Source organism: Thioalkalivibrio sp. ALgr3, from assembly GCF_000377325.1.
GTDB lineage: Bacteria > Pseudomonadota > Gammaproteobacteria > Ectothiorhodospirales > Ectothiorhodospiraceae > Thioalkalivibrio.
Genome location: NZ_KB897977.1, coordinates 188,725 through 204,251, shown reverse-complemented (window position 1 = coordinate 204,251; position 15,527 = coordinate 188,725). Strand labels below are relative to the sequence as shown.

Here is a 15,527-nt window from a genome sequence, read left to right as displayed (position 1 = left end):
GCGGACGCGCGCGGTGCGCGCAACAGGCGAGGACGGGACATGATCGCAGCACAGGCATCGGGACAGGGGCTGGGAGCGCTGGCACAGCTGCTCGACGGCGGCGAGGGCATGGATCGGCTCAAGGAATTGAAAGACAAGGGAAAAGGCGGGGAAGACGGTTTCCTGAAGGCACTCCGCCCGCAGCTGGAAGCGATGCTGGGCGCGCTCGGGGTGGATGATTCCGAGCTGGCCGAGCTGGATCTGGAAGGACTGATCCAGCGGTTCCAGGATCTCCTGCAGGGGCAGGATCTGACCGCTGTGGACGGCATGCAATTGCCGCCCGGCTGGCTGACCGGCGAGGAAGGTGACGGAGAAATCGACGGCCGCGAGCTGCGCAGTCTGCTGGAAGACGGGCCCGGGTCCGGAGCGGCGGGCGACGGCATCCCGGTTTCCCTGATGCGCCTGTTCCTGCAGACCGGTCCGGAAGGGCAGAACCCGGGGTCGCGGCTGCAGGAACTGGCTCCCGGGGCGCTGACCGGCGGTGGCTCGCGTGAAGGGACCACCGAGGTCCTGGCCCAGTGGCTGACGCAGGCCTCGGAATCGGCGCGCAGCGGCCGTGAGAATGCCCAGGCACTGGCCCAGCCGGCAGCCCAGGCCTCCGATGCCGAGGGTGCGCGGGGCGGCGGGATGCGGCTGGATCTGACCCGCCTGCTGCAGACTTCGGGCGATCGCCAGCTCGCGGAGCAGATCCAGATGATGGCGCAGGCCCGCGGCGGGCGCACCGAGATGAAACTGCATCCGCCTCAGCTGGGGGTCCTGGATGTGCGGGTCAGCATGGAGGGGGACCGTGCCAGTGTACAGTTCTTCAGTACCAACCCCGTGACCCGTGAGGTGCTGGAAGCGGCAATGCCGCGCCTGCGTGACAGTCTCGCCGACAGCGGGCTCGAACTTGCCGATGCCTCGGTTTCGGATGAACCGCCGGACGATTCCGCGGATACCGAGATGGCCGGCGACGGTTACGGGAGCGGGGATGAACCCGGCGTCGCCACGGGTGCGGAGGGCGAAGAGAGCGACGACGAAGAAGGTCCCGTCGCCCCCGGCAGCACCCTTTCCTTCCTCAACCGGCGGGTGGACCTGTTTGCCTGAGGTCCGTTCCGGCAGGCCGGCCGCCAGAATCTCGACTTCTCCATCGATGGAGCGTCCGGTTCGTTGACGCATACGCCGGGCGCTCGATCCTCCGGATAACGCACCACACCCCCTCAGATGGATTCAACTCCCTGTTTATAAAAAAGTAATGATTCATGGCACCGCGCTTGCTTGGGTTCCGGCAGCGAATCCACGCAATGCGGGTGTGTCATGGCGGAGAAGGAAGTCGAACTGGAGAACAAGGGGGGCGGCGGCAGGAAATGGATGATCATCATCCTCCTGGTCGTTGCGGTTCTGCTCGCCGGCGGCGGGGGCGCGGCCGCCTGGTTCCTGCTGTCGCAGGACGCTGACGAAATGGCGGAAGATCAGCCGCCCGAGCGCCACTATTCGTCGCTCGATCCCATGACGGTGAACATCGATGCCCCGGGAAGCGTGCAGTTCCTGCGCGTGCAGATCGGTCTGGTGTCCACCGACCCGGCGGTCCTGGAAGCCGTGGAAGATCACCTGCCCGTAGTCCGCAACGACATCCTCGGCGTCCTCTCGGATCAGGAATATACCGAGCTGAACACGCGGGAAGGCAAGGAAGCGCTGGCGGAGGATCTGACGGCCACCGTCCGTGCGATCCTGGAGTCGCGCGAAGCGCCCTCCGATCTGGAGCGCGTGGTGTTCACCGAACTGGTCATGCAGTAAGGCGCGCGTCATGGCACAGCAAACCGACATCCTGAGCCAGGACGAGATCGACGCGCTGCTGCACGGCGTCGATGCCGGTGACGTCGAGACCGAGGAGGAAGAGTTCCCCAGCGACGGTCAGGCGCGCGAGTTCAATTTCGCCACCCAGGACCGGATCGTGCGCGGGCGCATGCCCACGCTCGAGATGATCAACGAGCGATTTGCGCGGCACCTGCGCGTGAGACTGTTCAACATGCTGCGGCGTTCGGCCGAGATCTCGGTCAGCGGCACCCGGCTGACCAAGTTTTCCGAGTACATGCACTCGCTGTTCGTGCCCACCAGCCTGAACCTGGTGCGTGCGCATCCGCTGCACGGCACCGGCCTGTTCGTGTTCGACCCCAAGCTGGTGTTCATCCTGGTGGACAACTTCTTCGGCGGCGACGGGCGCTTCTATACCCGCATCGAGGGCCGTGACTTCACCCCGATGGAGATGCGGGTGGTGCACAGCATCCTCGAGGGCGCGTTCGAGGACATGACCAAGGCCTGGGAGCCGGTCATGGACATCGACTTCGAGTTCCTCAACTCCGAGGTCAATCCCCAGTTCGCGAACATCGTGAGCCCCACCGAGATCGTGGTGATCAACGAATTCCACATCGAGCTGGATGGCGGCGGCGGCAATCTCCACGTGACCCTGCCGTATTCGATGATCGAACCGATCCGCGAGCAGCTGGATACCGGTATCCAGTCGGATCGCTCCGATGTCGATCAGCGCTGGATGAACGCCCTGCGGGAAGAGGTTCAGGACGCGGACGTGGAGATCGCCTCGGTGCTCACCGAGGCGGAGGTCACCGTGCAGGAGCTGCTGGACATCAAGCCGGGCGACATCATTCCGGTGGACATCCCCGAAGAAGTCACTCTGAAGGTCGAGGATATCCCGCTGCTGCGCGGCAAGTTCGGGGTCTCGAACGGCCAGAACGCGATCAAGATCAACGGTCGCGCACAACGATAGGCAAGAGGACAGGACGATGGCAGACGACGACAAGCGTCCGGATCAGGAAACCGAACAGGGCGACGGCGAGGAATCGGTGGATCAGGATGCCCTGGCCGATGAATGGGCCGCGGCCCTGGCGGAGCAGGATGACAGCTCCGAGGCCGAGGCGGAGGACCCCGACGCACTGCTGGCCCAGGCGCAGTCCAATTCGCACGAGAGCGACGCGGCCAGCGCAGCGGCCAGCGGCACCGGCGGTCGCAGCAAGGCGGCTGCCGGGGGTGAGCGGGAACGCAAGCACAAGCCGGATCCGAATGCGCAGCCACTGGAACCGGAGGAACTGACCGATTCCGGGGACGGCGAAGAAGAAGACGTGAATCTGGACATGGTGCTGGACGTGCCGGTGACCATCTCCATGGAGATCGGCCGCACCCGCATTCCGATCCGTAACCTGCTCCAGCTCAACCAGGGTTCGGTGGTGGAACTGGAACGCCTGGCCGGCGAGCCGCTGGACGTGCTGGTCAACGGGACCCTGATCGCCCACGGCGAGGTGGTGGTGGTGAACGAGAAATTCGGGATCCGTCTGACCGACGTGATCAGCCCCAGCGAACGCATCCGGAAGCTGAAATAGCCATGTTCTCGCGTGTTCTTCCCGGATCGCTCTGGCTGCTGGCGCTGCTGCCGGCCGGCGCCCTGGCCGACGAGGACGGCGGGGCAATGAACGCCGCGGCCTACCTGACGCAGCTGATCGGCGGCCTGATGATCGTGATCGTGGCGATCGTGGTGCTGGCCTGGGTGCTCCGGCGTACCCAGGGGAGCGTGGGCCACGGTCGGCAGATGATCGATGTTCAGTCGGTCCGCTCGGTGGGTGCCCGTGAACGGCTGATGCTGGTTCGCGTGGGTGATGAACAGGTGCTGATCGGCGTGGCGCCCTCGGGGATCCGGACGCTGCACACCATGGAGACGCCGGTCGAGGTGCCCGCCGGCGGCGAAGGCCCCGATTTTTCCGGCGTGCTCAAACGCGCGGTACGTTCGCGCCGCGCCGGCGGGGGAGGTCAGGAGTCGTGAGTCTGCGGAGCTATTTCCCCTGGCTGCTGCTGGGGCTGTGGCTGCTGCCCGGCCTGGCCGGCGCGCAGGTGGGGCAGGGCATCGAGGCGGTGACCATCACCACGGACGAGGACGGCGGGGAGACCTGGTCGGTGACCCTGCAGATCCTCGTGCTGATGACGCTGCTGACCCTGCTGCCGGCGGCCCTGATCATGATGACCGCCTTCACCCGGATCCTGATCGTGCTGGCGATCCTGCGCCAGGGCCTGGGCACGTCCCAGACACCGTCCAACCAGATCCTGATCGGGCTGGCGTTCTTTCTCACGCTGTTCGTGATGGCGCCGGTGTTCGAAGAGATCCACGAGGTGGCGGTGGAGCCCTACCTGGCCGAGGAGATCGGCACCGAAGAGGCCCTGGAAACGGGTATCCAGCCGCTGCGGGGTTTCATGCTGGAGCAGACCCGCGAAAGCGATCTGCGCATGTTCGCGGAGATCAACGGCATCGACGGCTTCGAGGATCCGGACGACATCCCGCTGTCGCTGCTGGTGCCGTCGTTCGTGACCAGTGAGCTGAAGACGGCGTTCCAGATCGGCTTCCTGATCCTGATCCCGTTCCTGATCATCGATCTGGTGGTGGCCTCGGTGCTGATGTCGATGGGCATGGTGATGCTGTCGCCGCTGATCATCTCGCTGCCGTTCAAGGTGATGCTGTTCGTGCTGGTGGACGGCTGGGCCCTGCTGATGAACACGCTGGCAACCAGCTTTTTTGTTTAGGAGAGGCGGATGACACCCGAAACGGTCGTGGATATCGGGCGCGAGACGCTGATGGTGGTGGTCCTGCTGGCGGCGCCGCCGCTGCTGACGGCGCTGGCCGTGGGCCTGGCGATCGGCATGCTGCAGGCGGCGACCCAGATCCAGGAAATGACCCTGTCGTTCATTCCCAAGCTGCTGGCGATGTTCGCCGCGCTGCTGATCAGCGGACACTGGATGCTGTCGCTGGTGATCGAGTTCACCGAGCGCCTGTACGAGAACGCGCCGGGAATGGTGGGCTAGGGGGCCTCGTGGAGTTCAGCACCGACCAGATGCTGGTGTGGGTGGCCGCAGTGATGTGGCCGCTGGCCCGGATTGGCGCGATGCTGGTGGTCATGCCGATCTTCGGCGGCGACCAGCTGAACGCGCGCATGCGCATGGGCCTGGCGCTGGTGCTGGCGGTGGTGGTGGCGATGCAGGAGCCCGCCCTGCCCGAGGTGGATCCGATCAGCCTGGAGGGGGCGATCGTGACCCTGCATCAGGTCCTGATCGGCCTGACCATGGGTTTCATCCTGCAGCTGGTGTTCTCCGCACTGACGCAGGCGGGGGAGGTGGTGGCCCTGTCGATGGGGCTGGGCTTCGCCTCGGTCATGGATCCGGCGCAGGGCATTCAGGTACCGGTGATCTCCACGGTGTTCGTGACCATGGCGACGCTGATCTTTCTCGCCCTGAACGGCCATCTGATCCTGTTCGAGCTGCTGCTGGCGAGCTTCGAGACCATGCCGGTCGCGCCGTCCGGACTGGATGCGGAGGCCTTCATGCAGGTGGCGCTGTTCGGCCAGACGATGTTTGCCGGGGCGGTGCTGGTGGCGCTGCCCGCAGTCGCCTCGCTGCTGGTGGTGAACATCTCCATGGGGGTCATCACGCGGGCCTCCCCTCAGCTCAACATCTTCGCCGTCGGGTTCCCGATGATGATCCTGATGGGCTTCGTCCTCCTGCTGCTGATCCTGCCCGGGCTGCCCGAGCGCGTGGGCGAGCTGGCCATGGAAGGTTTCGGACTGATGCAGGTCCTGCTGGGGTTCTGACATGGCCGAGAACGAGAACGGACAGGAAAAAACCGAAGAGCCAACCCAGAAACGGCTCCGCGAGGCGCGCGAGAAGGGTCAGGTCCCGCGCTCGCGGGAGTTGTCGACCTTTCTGGTGCTGATCACCGCCGGGATCTTCATGCTGTTCTTCGGGCCTACCCTCGGCGGGCAGCTGGCCAACCAGACCCGCGCGCGCCTGGATTTCGAGCCGAAACTGGCCCATGACCCGGATCTGCTGCTGCCGTACCTGGCCGATCAGATCTTTCAGACGCTGATGGCACTGCTGCCACTGTTCGGGATCCTGATGGTGGCGGCCGTGATGGCGCCCATCCTGATCGGCGGCGCCAATTTCTCCTGGCAGGCGGCGGCGCCCAAGGCGTCGAAGCTGAACCCGATCAAGGGCCTGCAGCGGATCTTTTCCTGGCAGGGGCTGATGGAGTTCGGCAAGACCCTCGCCAAGTTCACGCTGGTCGGCACGGTCGCGATGCTGACCCTGTGGACCTTCTCCGACCGTCTCCTGGGACTGGGCTACGAGCCACTGCACCAGGGCGTGTCGCATGCGGCCCAGATCGCGCTCGGCACCTTCATCGCGGTGTCGGCGGCGCTGATCATCGTCGCGGCGATCGACGCGCCGTTCCAGATGTGGAATCACCAGAAGCAGCTGCGGATGACGCGGCAGGAGCTCAAGGACGAGTACAAGGAGACCGACGGCAAGCCCGAGGTCAAGCAGAAGATCCGCCAGCAACAGCAGGAAATGGCCCAGCGCCGGATGATGGAAGAGGTGCCGAAGGCCGACGTGGTGATCACCAACCCCACGCACTATGCCGTGGCGATCGTCTACGAGGCCTCGAAGATGTCGGCGCCGAAGGTGGTGGCCAAGGGCGTCGACGAGGTCGCGGCGAATATCCGCGAGATCGCCGACGAGCACGAGATCATCCGGGTCGAGGCGCCGAAGGTGGCGCGCGCGCTCTATTTCACCACCGACCTCGACCGCGAGATTCCCGACGGGCTGTTCGTGGCCGTGGCGCGCATCCTCGCCTACGTGTATCAGCTCAAGCGGGCCGACCAGGGCGTGGACATGCCGGACGACCTGCCGGTGCCGGACGAATATCTCGATCCCCACCAGGGACGCCACGGCCGGCGCCGGGAGGATGACGCATGAGCTTCCTCGATCGCCTGAGCGGCATGGGCCGCTGGGGGCTGGGCGCCCCGCTGCTGCTGATCGCGATGCTGTCGATGATGGTGCTGCCGCTGCCGCCGGTGGCGCTGGACGTGCTGTTCACCTTCAACATTGCGCTGTCGCTGGTGGTGATCATGGTCGCGGTGTACACCCCGCGGCCGCTGGAATTCGCGGTGTTTCCCACGGTACTGCTGGTGGCCACGCTCCTGCGTCTGGCGCTGAACATCGCCTCCACCCGGGTGATCCTGCTGGAAGGGCACACCGGGACGGACGCGGCCGGGCAGGTCATCCAGGCCTTCGGCGACTTCGTGGTCGGCGGCAACTACGCGGTCGGCCTGGTGGTGTTCGCGATCCTGATCATCATCAACTTCGTGGTGGTGACCAAGGGGGCGGGGCGCGTGTCGGAGGTCAGCGCCCGCTTTACCCTGGATTCGATGCCGGGCAAGCAGATGGCGATCGACGCCGACCTCAATGCCGGGCTTCTGACGCAGGAAGAGGCGCGCCGGCGGCGTGACGAGATCGCCCAGGAGGCCGACTTCTACGGTTCCATGGACGGGGCCTCGAAGTTCGTGCGCGGCGACGCCATCGCCGGGATCCTGATCCTGTTCGTGAACATCATCGGCGGACTGACCATCGGCGCCCTGCAGCACGGGATGTCGATCGGCGATGCCGCCACCAACTATGTGTTGCTGACCATTGGCGACGGGCTGGTCGCGCAGATCCCGTCGCTGGTGCTGTCCTCGGCCACGGCCATCATCGTGACGCGGGTGTCCACCACCCAGGACATGGGCCAGCAGGTGGTCGGGCAGATGTTCTCCAACCCGCGCGTGATGTACGTGGTCGGCGGGGTGATCGCATCGCTGGGCATGGTGCCGGGGATGCCCAATGCGGTGTTCCTCGGCCTGGCCTCGCTGGCCGCCGGGGGTGGCTATCTGATGTCGCGCCAGCGTCGCGAGGAGGCGGCCGAGGTGGAGCGTCTGCCGGAGGCCGAACAGGAACCCTCGCCGGAGAACCGCGAGCTGTCCTGGGAAGACGTGCCGCCGGTGGACCTGGTGTCGCTGGAGGTCGGCTACCGCCTGATCCCGCTAGTGGACCGGACCCAGGACGGGCAGCTGATGGGGCGGATCAAGGGCGTGCGCCGCAAGCTGTCGCAGGAGCTGGGCTTCCTGCTGCAGCCGGTGCATATCCGCGACAACCTCGAACTGAGTCCGAACACCTACCGCATCGCCCTGCTGGGCGTGACCGTCGCCGAGGCCGAGGTGTTCCCGGACAAGGAGCTGGCGATCAACCCGGGCGAGGTCTTCGGCGAGGTACCGGGGACGCCGACCAAGGATCCGACGTTCAACCTGGATGCCCTGTGGATCGACCCGGAGAACCGCGAACAGGCGCAGGGGGCGGGGTACACCGTGGTGGACGTGTCCACGGTGATCGCGACCCATCTGTCGCAGGTGTTCCGCGAGAACGCGCACCGGCTGATCGGCCACGAGGAGGCCCAGCACCTGCTGGACCAGCTGGCGCAGCGTTCGCCCAAGCTGGTGGAAAACCTGGTGCCGAAGACGCTGTCGCTGAGCGTGATCCTGAAGGTGCTGCAGAACCTGCTGGCCGAACAGGTCTCCATCCGCGATCTGCGCACGATCGCCGAAACCCTGGCAGAGGAGGGTGCCAAGAGTCAGGATCCCGGCACTTTGACCGCCGCAGTCCGGGTCGCCCTGTCGCGCTCCATCGTCCAGGACCTGGTGGGACCGGAGGAGGAGCTGCCCCTGATCGCCCTCGACCCCTCGTTGGAACAGCTTTTGCATAAGTCTCTGCAGGGCAGCAATGGCGACACCGTCGGACTGGAGCCGGGCCTGGCCGAACGCCTGCAACGATCGGTGGGCGAGGCCGCCCAGCGTCAGGAGGCGGCGGGACAGCCGGCGGTGCTGGTGGTGGCCCCGGAAATCCGCTCCTGGATCGCCGGGTGGCTGCGGGGCGCGGTGCGCAACCTGACCGTCCTCGCATTCACCGAGATCCCGGACAACCGGCGGATCCGGGTGGTGGCCACGGTGGGACAGGATGAAGCAGACAAGAAGTCGGCGTGATGTGCGAACGGGCATGGCCTGAAGCACCAGTCAACGATCGGCGGGAGAGCGAACGATGAATGTCAGACGATACCGGGCACGGGACATGCGCGACGCGATGCGCCAGGTCCGCGAGGAGCAGGGCGAGGACGCCGTGATCCTGTCCAGCCGCCGGGTCGACGGCTGGCTGGAGGTGGTCGCGGCCCTCGATGGCGGCGAGGAGCCCGCCGGAACGGCAGAGGGTGACGGCCGGGGTGCCCCGCGGCAGGACGACGCCGGCAGCGGGGCACGCTCCGCCCGGGAATCGATGCGCCAGGGTGTGCGCGATGAATCGGCGCCACGTGGTGAGCACTCGCGCGCGCCGGAGCCCGCGGCGGCTTCCGCCGGCGGGGGATCGGCTGCCGGGTCCCGGCAGCGGCCGGCCCCGCAATGGCCCACCGACCCCGAGGTGTCCGCGATGCGTCAGGAACTGCGGGATCTGCGCAGTCTGCTGACGCGGCAGTACGAAGAGAACGAGCAGGCCCGCTGGGCGGCGCGGCATCCACTGGCGGCCGAATGCAAGGCGCGGCTGATGGATCTGGGCTTCCGCGAGCCGCTGGCGCGCAGCCTGGCCGGCAGCATCCTCGACGATCACAGCTCGGAGGAGGCATGGGAGCGCCTGCGGGCACGCCTGTCGGGTGCCATCGTCACCGCGCGCGCCTCGATCCTCGACGAGGGCGGGGTGCTCGCGCTGGAGGGACCGACCGGGGTCGGCAAGACCACCACCATTGCCCGGATTGCACTGCGCCAGATCCGCCGCATGGGGCCGGATTCGGTCACCCTGGTCACCATGGACGCGCAGCGCATCGGCGCGACGCGGCAGTTGCAGGCCTTCGGCCAGATGGCGGGAACCGCGGTGCGTGTGGTGGAGACGGAGGCCGAGCTGCGCGAGATGGCGCGGCGCTCGGCGGGCAGCGGGCACCTGATCCTGGTGGATACCGCCGGACAGTCGCCGCGTACCGCCCCGCGCGAACCCCTGCTGACGGACATGCCCGCCGACGTGCGCGCGGAGACCTGGCTGGTGATCGCGGCCACCACCCAGGGGATGGCCCTGCGGCGGGTGCTGGAGGCATTTGCCCCCACGGAACCCTCGGCCCTGGTACTGACCAAGCTGGACGAGGCGGAACAGCTGGGCGAGGTGCTTTCGGTACTGCTGGACCAGCCGCTGGGTGTTGCGTTCATGAGCGACGGCCAGCGCATCGCCGAGGACTTCCATCGCGTGGATACCGGACATCTGACCCGCCTGGCGCTACAGGAGGAACCCGAGCACGGGGCGGCCGATGCCTGGGTCGACGAGGCGATGCAGGCCTGGCGGCGGCGCCAGGCGACGGAACGCGAGGCGCGGCGACCGCGATCCGCGGACGAGCCGGCCGCGGGCGAGGAGCCCGCCCCGCTGGAAATGATTCAACCGGTGCTGAAGGGACGTCATGTCACACAACACTAAGCCCCTGAAGGTGGTCGCGGTGGCCTCGGGCAAGGGCGGGGTCGGCAAGACCAATGTCTCGGTCAACCTGTCGGTCGGACTGGCCCGTCTGGGACGCGAGGTCATGCTGTTCGATGCGGATCTGGGGCTCGCGAATGTCGATGTACTGCTGGGCCTGCGTCCGCAGCGGACGCTGCACGACCTGGTGACCGGGGACGTCGAGGATCTGGAAGACGTGATCATCGAGGGCCCGGAGGGAATCCGCGTGGTGCCTTCCGCGTCCGGGATCGCGACCATGGCCAACCTGAGCCGGCCGGAACATCACGGTCTGATCCAGGCCTTCAGCATGTATACGCGACCGCTGGACGTACTGGTGGTGGATACCGCGGCCGGGTTGCAGGAGTCGGTGACCAGTTTCTGTCAGGCCGTGCAGGAGACCCTGGTGGTGGTCACCGACGAGCCGGCATCGATGACCGACGCCTATGCGCTGATCAAGGTCCTGCATCGGGATCATGGCGTGAACCGGTTCCGCGTGGTCGCGAACATGGTGCAGGGCCGAGCCGGGGCGGAACGGGTGATGCAGAAGCTGCAGGCGGTTTGTTCCACCTATCTGCCGGAGGTCATACTGGATCTGGTGGGCGTGATTCCGCTGGATGATGCCCTGCGCCAGGCGGTGCAGAAACGGGCGCCGGTGGTGCAGCAGTCCCCGGGCAGCCCGGCGGGACGGGCGTTCCTCGAGCTGGCGCGCAAGGTCGACGGCTGGCCGGTGGCCCGCGGCGCCAGCGGGGGAGTTGGGTTCTTCGTCGAAAGGATGCTGCAAAGCGCATGAACACGCCAAAGAACAGACTTGCAGGATACGCCCGGGCGGGGACCGGCGGACCGGACCAGCTGGTCGCGGACCACGTCGAGCTGGTGAATCGGATCGCCCATCACCTGATGGCCCGGCTGCCGGCCTCGGTTCAGGTGGATGACCTGGTGCAGGCGGGCATGGTGGGGCTGATCGAGGCCGCGCGGCAGTTCGAAGGCGGCCAGGGGGCGACCTTCGCCACCTACGCCGGGATCCGCATCCGCGGGGCGATGATCGACGAGCTGCGTCGCAGCGACTGGACGCCGCGCTCGGTGCACCGCAACAGCCGGCGGATCTCCGAGGCGATGCAGACGGTGGAGGCCCGCGAGGGCCGCGCCGCCCGCGCCCCGGAGATCGCCGAGGAGCTGGGCGTCCCGGTGGAAACCTACTACCAGATGCTGGATGATCACGCCGGTGCCCATCTGTTCGCGCTGGACGAGGTGGGCGGCCCGGAGGGCGAGGCGGATCGCGTGCTGGAAGGGCAGGAGCAGTCCCCGTCGCGGCGCATCGAGGCCGGGGAGTTCCGCGAGGAACTGGCCGGCGCACTGGGCGATCTGCCCGAGCGTGAACGACTGGTGCTCAACCTGTACTACACCGAAGAACTCAACCTGCGCGAGATCGGTGCCGTGCTGGACGTGACCGAATCGCGCGTCAGCCAGATCCGCAGCCAGGCGGTGCACCGTCTGCGGGCGCGTCTGGGCTCGTGGCTCGAAGACGTCGAGTCCCTGCAGATATTCTAAGGTTCAAACACATTCCCGGAGCGAACTGTGGACAAGGGTATGAAAATCCTGATCGTGGACGACTTCTCCACGATGCGGCGCATCATCAAGAATCTCCTGCGGGATCTTGGCTTCAACAACACCATGGAGGCCGACGACGGGAGCACGGCCCTGCCGATGCTGCAGAACGGCGACTTCGATTTTCTGATCACCGACTGGAACATGCCCAACATGCCGGGCATCGACCTCCTGCGCGAGGTACGCAAGGACGAGCGGCTGAAATCGTTGCCGGTGCTGATGGTCACGGCGGAAGCCAAACGCGATCAGATCGTGGAGGCGGCAGAGGCCGGCGTGAACGGTTACATTGTGAAGCCCTTCACGGCCGAGACGCTCAAGGAGAAGATCGAAAAGATCTTCGAACGTATTGAAGCTCAAGGCTGAATACCGCGACCGGCTGACACGGCAAGAGAGACCCGATGACCGAACAAGAGAATGCCTCCGGGGATGACCGGCTCGCGCTGGCGCGGGAGCTGGTGGGCGCTCTGGAAGGCGGTGACGAGGAGGCTTCGCGCCGCCTGATCCAGGAGCTCGCGCGGCCTTATGAACGCGAACTGTTCGACGAACTGGGCAAGCTGACCCGCGAACTGCACGAGGCACTGGAGAGCTTCCGGGGCGATTCGCGTCTGGTCGAGCTGGCGCAGGACGAGATTCCGGATGCGCGCGAGCGTCTGAGTTACGTGGTGACCCAGACCGAACAGGCCACGCACGAAACCCTGAATGCGGTGGAATCGTCCCTGCCGATTGCCGAGGCATTCGCCGGGCGTGCCGCGGAACTCACCGAAAAATGGACCCGGTTCCGCAACCGCGAACTGTCGGTGGAGGAATTCCGCGAGTTCGCGCGCGAACTCGATGCATTTTTCGAACAGACCGGCAAGGACACCGAGGAACTGCGCCGGTTGCTGTCACAGGTCCTGATGGCACAGAGCTACCAGGATCTCACCGGGCAGGTGATCCGGCGGGTCATCCGTCTGGTCACGGATCTGGAGGAAAACCTGGTCTCGCTGATCCGCCTGTCTTCCGGGCGCCTGGAGAAGGATGCCCGGTCGGCGGCCGAAAAGGCCCCGGAGGCGGAACGAACCGCACGCGAGGAGGACCGCCGCGGGCATGGACCCGCGGTGCCCCACACTCAAGATTCCGGCACGGATGTCGTTCAAGGACAGGACGAGGTGGACGATCTGCTGTCGAGCCTGGGGTTCTAGGGTCCGTCCCGGGATCCCCTTGCACCGGCAGCCATCTGCCGACGATTCGAGTCACCGGAACGGAGAGACCGCATGGCCATCGACCCCAACGACGAAATCCTCCAGGACTTCCTGATCGAGGCGGGGGAGCTGCTGGAAGGCCTGAACGAACAGCTGATCGACCTGGAGCAGCATCCGGACGATACCGATCTGCTGAATGCGGTCTTCCGCAGTTTCCATACCATCAAGGGCGGGGCCGGTTTTCTCGGGCTGGACCCGCTGGTGACGGTCTGCCATAACGCCGAAGACGTCTTCAACCTGTTGCGCAATCACGAGCGCCAGGTGGACGGCCAGCTCATGGACACCATGCTGCGGGTGCTGGACACCCTCAACGTGATGTTCGGCGAGCTGCGCGACGGCCAGGAGCCGACGCCGGCGCCCGAAGATCTGGTCGACACCCTGCGACGCATGGCCCGCAACGAAACGGTCCCCGTCGGCGGCGGGGACGAAGCCGCCCCGGTCGCGGAAGAAACGCCGGACGCGGCTCCGGCCGGGGAGGCAGCGCCGGCGACGGCCGACGACTGGCCGTCGGAGGCGCTGGAGGAAGCGGCCGAGTCGCCGTCCGCGCCGGAGCCGGCAGCCGATGACGCGCCGGGCGATGAGGAAGTCCGCGTGGGTGCCGGGGACGAGATCACCGACGACGAGTTCGAAGCCCTGCTGGACAGCCTGCACGGAGACCAGCCACCGAAGCCGGTGGATCCGGGCACGGCAGCGGAGTCGGCCCCGGAGGTCGCGGCCGCGGATGGCGGTGACGCGGGTGGTGGCGACGACGAGATCACCGACGATGAGTTCGAGAGCCTGCTCGACGAACTGCAGGCGAAAGGCGCTGGTCCACCGACCGCCCCGGCCGAACCGGCCGAGCCGGCCCCGTCCGCCGCCGCGGCGGGCGGCACCGGAGATGCGGACACCGGGCCTGCCGCAGAACCGGCGGCAGCCTCGCCCGGGGACACGGCCGGGAAGGAAAAGGAACAGAAAGCGGAAAGTTCCGGTCCTGCGCCCGCCTCCGGCGGTGCGCGCGGCGGCGCTTCCGGCGGTGGCGGCGCCGGCGGGAGTACCGGGGGCGGCGGCCAGGGCGGCGGTGGACACCAGGGCGAAACCTCGGTGCGCGTGGATACCGAGCGCCTCGACGAGATCATGAACCTGGTGGGCGAACTCGTGCTGGTGCGTAACCGGCTCAGCATGCTGCGTTCGGAGCACGTGGACGACGAGCTGGGCAAGGCGATCAGTTCGCTGGCGCTGGTGACCTCGGATCTCCAGGCCTCGGTGATGAAGACCCGCATGCAGCCGGTGAAGAAGGTCTTCAATCGCTTTCCGCGGGTGATCCGCGACCTGTCCCGCAACCTGGGCAAGGAAATCGATCTGGAGATTTTCGGCGAGGAGACCGACCTCGACAAGAACCTGGTCGAGGCCCTGGCGGATCCGATGGTCCATCTGGTACGCAACGCGGTGGACCACGGGATCGAGATGCCCGAGGAACGCGAGGCGGCCGGCAAGCCTCGCCGGGGTACGGTAGTGCTGGGCGCGGCGCAGGAAGGCGACCATATCGCCCTGATCATCAAGGATGACGGGCGCGGCATGGACCCGGATGCGCTGCGCCGCAAGGCAGTGGAAAAGGAGCTGATGGAGCCCGCGATGGCCGAGCGCATGACCGACCGCGAGGCCTTCAACGTGATCTTCATGGCCGGTTTCTCGACCAAGGCCGAGATCTCGGATGTCTCCGGGCGCGGCGTGGGCATGGACGTGGTCAAGACCAGCCTGAACCAGCTCAACGGCACCGTGGAGATCGAATCGGAGGTCGGCGTCGGCACGACGTTGCGGGTGAAGCTGCCGCTGACCCTGGCGATCCTGCCGGCGCTGATGGTGATTCTGGGCGAACGCCGTTTCGCGATCCCGCTGGCGGCGGTCTCCGAGATCCTTGATCTGGATCTCACCCAGACCCATTACGTGGACGAGCAGGAAGTCATTGTGGTGCGCAACCAGACCCTGCCGATCCATTATCTGTCGCGCTGGGCGAAGCCCGGCGTGGAGCCGGAACCCCGCGAGAACGCCCATGTGGTCGTGGTCCACGCGGCCGATCGCAAGGTCGGCCTGGTGGTCGACGGTCTGGTGGGGCAGGAAGAAGTTGTCATCAAGCCTCTGGGCCAGAATCTTCAGGGGGTCAAGGGCCTGGCGGGGGCGACCATTACCGGCGATGGTGGCATTGCACTCATTCTGGATGTCTCGGACCTGGTCACCCTGCTGGTGAATCAGGTACCGGGCAGCGGGCGCGCGCGCCGGGCCGCCCGACGAGCTGAGGGCTGA

At 66.7% G+C, this 15,527-nt stretch carries 16 protein-coding genes; all 16 read left to right on the top strand.

The genetic code is table 11. The features are described 5' to 3' along the window. Positions 1-39: 39 nt before the first annotated feature. On the top strand, positions 40-1,125 hold the full coding sequence (locus C998_RS0103600; protein ID WP_018869486.1) for a flagellar hook-length control protein FliK: 1,086 nt from the start codon (positions 40-42) through the stop codon (positions 1,123-1,125). A 210-nt stretch (positions 1,126-1,335) separates the two neighbouring features. Then, the gene (gene fliL / locus C998_RS0103595) at positions 1,336-1,815 is read left to right on the top strand and encodes a flagellar basal body-associated protein FliL (RefSeq protein WP_018869485.1); all 480 of its coding nucleotides are present in this window, start codon (positions 1,336-1,338) and stop codon (positions 1,813-1,815) included. A gap of 10 nt (positions 1,816-1,825) precedes the next feature. Further along, the gene (fliM, locus tag C998_RS0103590; RefSeq protein ID WP_018869484.1) at positions 1,826-2,803 is read left to right on the top strand and encodes a flagellar motor switch protein FliM; all 978 of its coding nucleotides are present in this window, start codon (positions 1,826-1,828) and stop codon (positions 2,801-2,803) included. Positions 2,804-2,819: 16 nt separating this feature from the next. Then, positions 2,820-3,413, top strand: a complete 594-nt coding sequence (gene fliN, locus C998_RS0103585; RefSeq protein WP_018869483.1) for a flagellar motor switch protein FliN — start codon at positions 2,820-2,822, stop codon at positions 3,411-3,413. Positions 3,414-3,415: 2 nt separating this feature from the next. Beyond that, positions 3,416-3,850, top strand: a complete 435-nt coding sequence (fliO, locus tag C998_RS0103580) for a flagellar biosynthetic protein FliO (protein ID WP_018869482.1) — start codon at positions 3,416-3,418, stop codon at positions 3,848-3,850. Further along, positions 3,847-4,602 carry a flagellar type III secretion system pore protein FliP gene (fliP, locus tag C998_RS0103575; protein ID WP_018869481.1) on the top strand — a complete coding sequence of 252 codons (756 nt, stop codon included), beginning with the start codon at positions 3,847-3,849 and terminating at the stop codon, positions 4,600-4,602. Before fliO ends, fliP begins: the two co-directional genes overlap by 4 nt. Before the next feature lie 9 nt (positions 4,603-4,611). Continuing rightward, positions 4,612-4,881, top strand: coding sequence for a flagellar biosynthesis protein FliQ (gene fliQ, locus C998_RS0103570; protein ID WP_018869480.1), 270 nt, complete (start codon positions 4,612-4,614; stop codon positions 4,879-4,881). Positions 4,882-4,910: 29 nt separating this feature from the next. Then, positions 4,911-5,663: a flagellar biosynthetic protein FliR gene (gene fliR / locus C998_RS0103565; protein ID WP_038081646.1), complete on the top strand. Its 753-nt coding sequence runs from the start codon at positions 4,911-4,913 to the stop codon at positions 5,661-5,663. A 1-nt stretch (position 5,664) separates the two neighbouring features. Then, entirely contained in the window at positions 5,665-6,825 is a 1,161-nt protein-coding gene (gene flhB / locus C998_RS0103560; RefSeq protein ID WP_018869478.1) for a flagellar biosynthesis protein FlhB, read from the top strand. Then, positions 6,822-8,921, top strand: a complete 2,100-nt coding sequence (flhA, locus tag C998_RS0103555; protein WP_018869477.1) for a flagellar biosynthesis protein FlhA — start codon at positions 6,822-6,824, stop codon at positions 8,919-8,921. The genes flhB and flhA overlap by 4 nt, the downstream gene beginning before the upstream one ends. Before the next feature lie 55 nt (positions 8,922-8,976). After that, a complete protein-coding gene (gene flhF / locus C998_RS0103550; protein WP_081617408.1) occupies positions 8,977-10,383 on the top strand; it encodes a flagellar biosynthesis protein FlhF in 1,407 nt (468 codons plus the stop codon). Beyond that, a complete protein-coding gene (locus tag C998_RS0103545) occupies positions 10,367-11,191 on the top strand; it encodes a MinD/ParA family protein (protein ID WP_019570004.1) in 825 nt (274 codons plus the stop codon). The genes flhF and C998_RS0103545 overlap by 17 nt, the downstream gene beginning before the upstream one ends. Further along, on the top strand, positions 11,188-11,949 hold the full coding sequence (locus C998_RS0103540) for an RNA polymerase sigma factor FliA (RefSeq protein WP_018869474.1): 762 nt from the start codon (positions 11,188-11,190) through the stop codon (positions 11,947-11,949). Before C998_RS0103545 ends, C998_RS0103540 begins: the two co-directional genes overlap by 4 nt. A gap of 39 nt (positions 11,950-11,988) precedes the next feature. After that, positions 11,989-12,369: a chemotaxis response regulator CheY gene (locus tag C998_RS0103535; RefSeq protein WP_018945949.1), complete on the top strand. Its 381-nt coding sequence runs from the start codon at positions 11,989-11,991 to the stop codon at positions 12,367-12,369. 35 nt (positions 12,370-12,404) lie between these two features. Further along, on the top strand, positions 12,405-13,187 hold the full coding sequence (locus C998_RS0103530; RefSeq protein ID WP_018869472.1) for a protein phosphatase CheZ: 783 nt from the start codon (positions 12,405-12,407) through the stop codon (positions 13,185-13,187). Positions 13,188-13,259: 72 nt separating this feature from the next. Then, on the top strand, positions 13,260-15,527 hold the full coding sequence (locus C998_RS0103525; protein WP_018869471.1) for a chemotaxis protein CheA: 2,268 nt from the start codon (positions 13,260-13,262) through the stop codon (positions 15,525-15,527).

What these genes read in the sequence shown, in the direction of transcription:
- C998_RS0103600 (WP_018869486.1), top strand. Translation starts at nt 40, where the DNA reads ATGATCGCAGCACAGGCATCGGGACAGGGGCTGGGAGCGCTGGCACAG.
- fliL (WP_018869485.1), top strand. Translation starts at nt 1,336, where the DNA reads ATGGCGGAGAAGGAAGTCGAACTGGAGAACAAGGGGGGCGGCGGCAGG.
- fliM (WP_018869484.1), top strand. Translation starts at nt 1,826, where the DNA reads ATGGCACAGCAAACCGACATCCTGAGCCAGGACGAGATCGACGCGCTG.
- fliN (WP_018869483.1), top strand. Translation starts at nt 2,820, where the DNA reads ATGGCAGACGACGACAAGCGTCCGGATCAGGAAACCGAACAGGGCGAC.
- fliO (WP_018869482.1), top strand. Translation starts at nt 3,416, where the DNA reads ATGTTCTCGCGTGTTCTTCCCGGATCGCTCTGGCTGCTGGCGCTGCTG.
- fliQ (WP_018869480.1), top strand. Translation starts at nt 4,612, where the DNA reads ATGACACCCGAAACGGTCGTGGATATCGGGCGCGAGACGCTGATGGTG.
- fliR (WP_038081646.1), top strand. Translation starts at nt 4,911, where the DNA reads ATGCTGGTGTGGGTGGCCGCAGTGATGTGGCCGCTGGCCCGGATTGGC.
- flhB (WP_018869478.1), top strand. Translation starts at nt 5,665, where the DNA reads ATGGCCGAGAACGAGAACGGACAGGAAAAAACCGAAGAGCCAACCCAG.
- flhA (WP_018869477.1), top strand. Translation starts at nt 6,822, where the DNA reads ATGAGCTTCCTCGATCGCCTGAGCGGCATGGGCCGCTGGGGGCTGGGC.
- flhF (WP_081617408.1), top strand. Translation starts at nt 8,977, where the DNA reads ATGAATGTCAGACGATACCGGGCACGGGACATGCGCGACGCGATGCGC.
- C998_RS0103545 (WP_019570004.1), top strand. Translation starts at nt 10,367, where the DNA reads ATGTCACACAACACTAAGCCCCTGAAGGTGGTCGCGGTGGCCTCGGGC.
- C998_RS0103540 (WP_018869474.1), top strand. Translation starts at nt 11,188, where the DNA reads ATGAACACGCCAAAGAACAGACTTGCAGGATACGCCCGGGCGGGGACC.
- C998_RS0103535 (WP_018945949.1), top strand. Translation starts at nt 11,989, where the DNA reads ATGAAAATCCTGATCGTGGACGACTTCTCCACGATGCGGCGCATCATC.
- C998_RS0103530 (WP_018869472.1), top strand. Translation starts at nt 12,405, where the DNA reads ATGACCGAACAAGAGAATGCCTCCGGGGATGACCGGCTCGCGCTGGCG.
- C998_RS0103525 (WP_018869471.1), top strand. Translation starts at nt 13,260, where the DNA reads ATGGCCATCGACCCCAACGACGAAATCCTCCAGGACTTCCTGATCGAG.